The following is a 3,785-nucleotide window of genomic DNA, read 5'->3' on the forward strand; positions in this document are numbered from 1 at the left end:
AGTCATTAATCAAGAATTTAGTATTGCAATCAAGAAGTTACTTTTTCATTTTAGCCATTGTTTTTAATTTTGCTATTGACTTAGAGTTAACTCGAAACAATATAATAATAAGTGTATCTTTATGTAATATATGTATTATTAGGAGGATTTTGAAATGGAGAAGTCAAAAGTTTATTTTACTAATATGAAAGTAACTGGAAATGAAAATTTATTACAGAAATTAAAACGTTTAGTTAAAGCTGCAGGAATTGATCAAATTGACTTTGATAAAAAATACACAGCAATCAAAATTCATTTTGGAGAGCCTGGAAATTTAGCATTTTTACGTCCCAACTTTGCTAAAGTTATAGTGGATTCTGTTAAAGAATTAGGCGGAATGCCATTTTTGACAGATTGTAATACTTTATATGTAGGTGGAAGAAAAAATGCTCTTGATCATTTAAATTCTGCTTATACAAATGGATTTAGCCCTTTTTCAACAGGCTGTCATATATTAATAGGCGATGGATTAAAAGGTACCGATGAAGCTTTAGTTCCTGTTATTGGCGGGGAATATGTAAAAGAAGCTAAAATAGGACATGCTATTATGGATGCAGATGTATTTGTTTCTTTAAATCATTTTAAAGGGCATGAATTAACTGGATTTGGTGGAGCTTTGAAAAATATAGGTATGGGCTGTGGCTCACGCGCTGGAAAAATGGAAATGCATAGCAGCGGAAAGCCAAGTGTTTCTCAAGATAAATGTGTTGGGTGTGGAATGTGTGCTAAGAATTGCGCCCATAGTGCTATTACTCTTGAGGAGAAAAAAGCTTCCATTAATCACGATAAGTGTACTGGTTGCGGGCGATGTATAGGATCTTGTCCTATGGATGCTGTTATGCCTGCATCAGATGAATCTAATGACATATTAAATAAAAAAATAGCTGAATATGCTTGGGCAGTATTAAATGGAAGACCAAATTTCCATATTAGTTTGGTAATTGATGTATCTCCATATTGTGATTGTCATGCGGAAAATGATGTACCAATTGTTCCTGATGTTGGAATGTTCGCATCTTTTGATCCAGTTGCATTGGATATTGCATGTGCTGATGCAGTAAACAACCAGCCTGTAATGAGTGGAAGCCTTCTTGAGAAAAATGGTTGTGAGCACCATGACCACTTTACTGATGTAAGCCCTGAAACTGATTGGAAGGTTGCAGTTGATTATGCAGTAAAATTAGGACTTGGAAATAAAGAGTATGAACTTATTACAATATAAGATAAGTATTCTGTACTATGTTAATAAGCAGTTCAATCTATAAAAAACATACCTTTATATTATTTTAAGAATAATAGTTAAGTAATAGTGAAAAAATACCTTTAACTTAATTAATAAAGTTGGAGGTATTTTTTATGAAAATAGAAGGTTATTTCAGTGGAATCAAAGCTGCTAGTGAGGCGGTTGAAGCGTTAAAAAAGGTAGGAATAACAGATTCCGTAGTAGATATAAAAGATGATCATGCAGCTGTAAGTGCTCCAAGTAAGTTAGGTGCAGGCAGAAATCCAATTAACTTATCAGACTTAGTACTTACTAATGATAAGCATGATTCAGGGCCATTAGCTGCTGCAAGTCCAATGGTAAGCGGTTATGGGAGATTTGAAGAAATTGCAGATGCAAATTATAGGGTAATTGTAAATGTAGATGGTCCAAATGAGGAGAAGGCAAAGCAAATAATAAATAAAATGGGAGGAGATCTAAGAGATCCTAACTTTAAAATGCCAAAAGGATTGGAAAATGTATCTTTGGATGATTTAATGAGTATTATGATAAATGATACAATTAGAAGTGAAGATTAATTATATGCAAAACAGTAAAAATAAATTACACTATAAGTATGTTAATTATACCATAGTGTAGTTTTATTTTTGGAGGTAATAAAATGTTAAAGATAGGATGTCATTTATCAGCATCAAAAGGTTTTAAAAATATGGGAGAAGAAATTATTAAGCTAGGAGGAAATACATTTCAATTTTTTACTCGTAATCCAAGAGGGAGTAAAGCAAAAGCAATTGATGAAAAGGATGTAGAAGAATTCCTAAAATTAACTAAGGAAAATAATTTTGTTACAATACTAGCTCATGCACCATACACTCTAAATCCTTGTTCTACAGATGAGAACACAAGAAGTTTTGCAAGAAAAATTATGGAAGATGATTTAGTAAGAATGGAATACATACCAAATAACTTTTATAATTTTCATCCAGGAAGCCATGTTAAGCAGGGAACAGAAATTGGAATTAAATATATATCGGATATGCTAAATTTAGTATTAAAGCCAGAGCAGACAACAACTGTTTTACTTGAAACAATGTCAGGAAAAGGTACTGAAATTGGACGTACATTTGATGAACTGCAAGAGATTTTAAGCAGGGTAGAACTATCAGATAAGATGGGTGTCTGTCTTGATACTTGTCATGTGTATGATGGAGGATATGACATTGTAAATAACCTAGATAGTGTATTAGAAGAATTTGATAAAAAGATTGGATTAAATAAGTTATGTGCAATACATCTAAATGACAGTATGAATCCATTTGAAAGTCATAAGGATAGACATCAAAAAATAGGAGAAGGCTCTATTGGAATAGAAGGAATTAAAAATATTATTAATCATCCAAAACTTTGCAATCTGCCATTTTTTCTTGAAACACCAAATGAGTTAGAAGGTTATGCAAAAGAAATAGAGCTATTAAAGAGTCTTTATAAAATGTAATAATATATTTATTTAAAGAGTGAATTAATTAAGAGGTATCATTAATAAAGTATTTCTAATAAGTAGAAAGAATTTTAATGTAGATTTATTATGTATAACGTTATGAAGGATTTGAAAGATTATGGTATACTTAGAATATTAAATATACATATAAGGTGGAAGAAATATGAAGGTAAGAAGATATTTTAGTTTTATTCTAATAACAATGTTAACATGTTTATTTGTGCTAGTTGGTTGTGGAAATGTTAATAATAAAAAAGAATCTAATACGCAATCTAAAACAAGTGAAAGTAATGAGAATAGTCCATCAAGCGAGAGTAAGGACTTGCCCATAGCGACTATGACAGTAGATGGATATGGTGTTATCCAAGCAGAATTATATCCAGAGACTGCTCCAAATACAGTCAATAATTTTATAGATTTAGCAAATAAGAATTTCTATAATAACTTGAAATTTCATAGAGTAATTAAAGGCTTTATGATTCAAGGAGGAGATCCAAAAGGAGATGGAACTGGAGGACCTGGATATTCAATAAAAGGTGAATTCACATCAAATGGTTTTCCTAATAGTCTGAAGCATACAAAGGGTGTCCTTTCCATGGCAAGAACACAAGATCCTGATAGTGCAGGAAGTCAGTTTTTTATAATGTCAGGTGATGCACCAAATCTTGATGGAGATTATGCAGCTTTTGGAAAAGTAATTTCAGGCATGGATGTAGTAGATAAGATACAAAATGTAGAGACAAATTCAGCTGATGCACCTAAAAAGGATGTTGTAATTACATCAATTACTGTTGATACAAAAGGTGTTCAATATAAAGAACCTGAGAAAAAATAATGCTTAAAATATGGATAAATAAGTTCTAAGCTTGACTTTATATAGAATGATTATCTAGCTTGTTAAACTTTTATGTGCAGCTATACCAGAAATCAGATACATATTTGTGCAATAGGCATTTAAAATTGAGATGCTTAAAGTTGTTAGTGAAAGGTTGTTCCATTTGCTGCTTGTCCTCAACTTGTTTGAGG

Annotated in this window: 4 protein-coding genes; all 4 read left to right on the forward strand. The window is 31.5% G+C overall.

Annotated features, from left to right (window positions below; all coding sequences use genetic code 11):
- Positions 1-154: 154 nt before the first annotated feature.
- The 4 genes from CLOBL_RS26880 to CLOBL_RS26895 all read left to right on the forward strand — a co-directional run bounded on the left by CLOBL_RS26880 (position 155) and on the right by CLOBL_RS26895 (position 3,594).
- On the forward strand, positions 155-1,261 hold the full coding sequence (locus tag CLOBL_RS26880; RefSeq protein WP_077861797.1) for a DUF362 domain-containing protein: 1,107 nt from the start codon (positions 155-157) through the stop codon (positions 1,259-1,261).
- A gap of 134 nt (positions 1,262-1,395) precedes the next feature.
- Positions 1,396-1,839, forward strand: a complete 444-nt coding sequence (locus tag CLOBL_RS26885; RefSeq protein WP_077861798.1) for a hypothetical protein — start codon at positions 1,396-1,398, stop codon at positions 1,837-1,839.
- An 83-nt stretch (positions 1,840-1,922) separates the two neighbouring features.
- Positions 1,923-2,756, forward strand: coding sequence for a deoxyribonuclease IV (locus tag CLOBL_RS26890; protein WP_077861799.1), 834 nt, complete (start codon positions 1,923-1,925; stop codon positions 2,754-2,756).
- 166 nt (positions 2,757-2,922) lie between these two features.
- Complete coding sequence (locus CLOBL_RS26895; protein WP_077861800.1) at positions 2,923-3,594, forward strand: peptidylprolyl isomerase; 672 nt, start codon at positions 2,923-2,925, stop codon at positions 3,592-3,594.
- The last annotated feature ends 191 nt before the right edge of the window (positions 3,595-3,785 follow it).

Source organism: Clostridium sp. BL-8 (assembly GCF_002006495.1).
Classification (GTDB): domain Bacteria; phylum Bacillota; class Clostridia; order Clostridiales; family Clostridiaceae; genus Clostridium.

Excerpts from the sequence above, each read along its gene's own strand:
- CLOBL_RS26885 (WP_077861798.1), top strand. The coding sequence starts at position 1,396 with ATGAAAATAGAAGGTTATTTCAGTGGAATCAAAGCTGCTAGTGAGGCG.
- CLOBL_RS26895 (WP_077861800.1), top strand. The coding sequence starts at position 2,923 with ATGAAGGTAAGAAGATATTTTAGTTTTATTCTAATAACAATGTTAACA.
- CLOBL_RS26880 (WP_077861797.1), top strand. The coding sequence starts at position 155 with ATGGAGAAGTCAAAAGTTTATTTTACTAATATGAAAGTAACTGGAAAT.
- CLOBL_RS26890 (WP_077861799.1), top strand. The coding sequence starts at position 1,923 with ATGTTAAAGATAGGATGTCATTTATCAGCATCAAAAGGTTTTAAAAAT.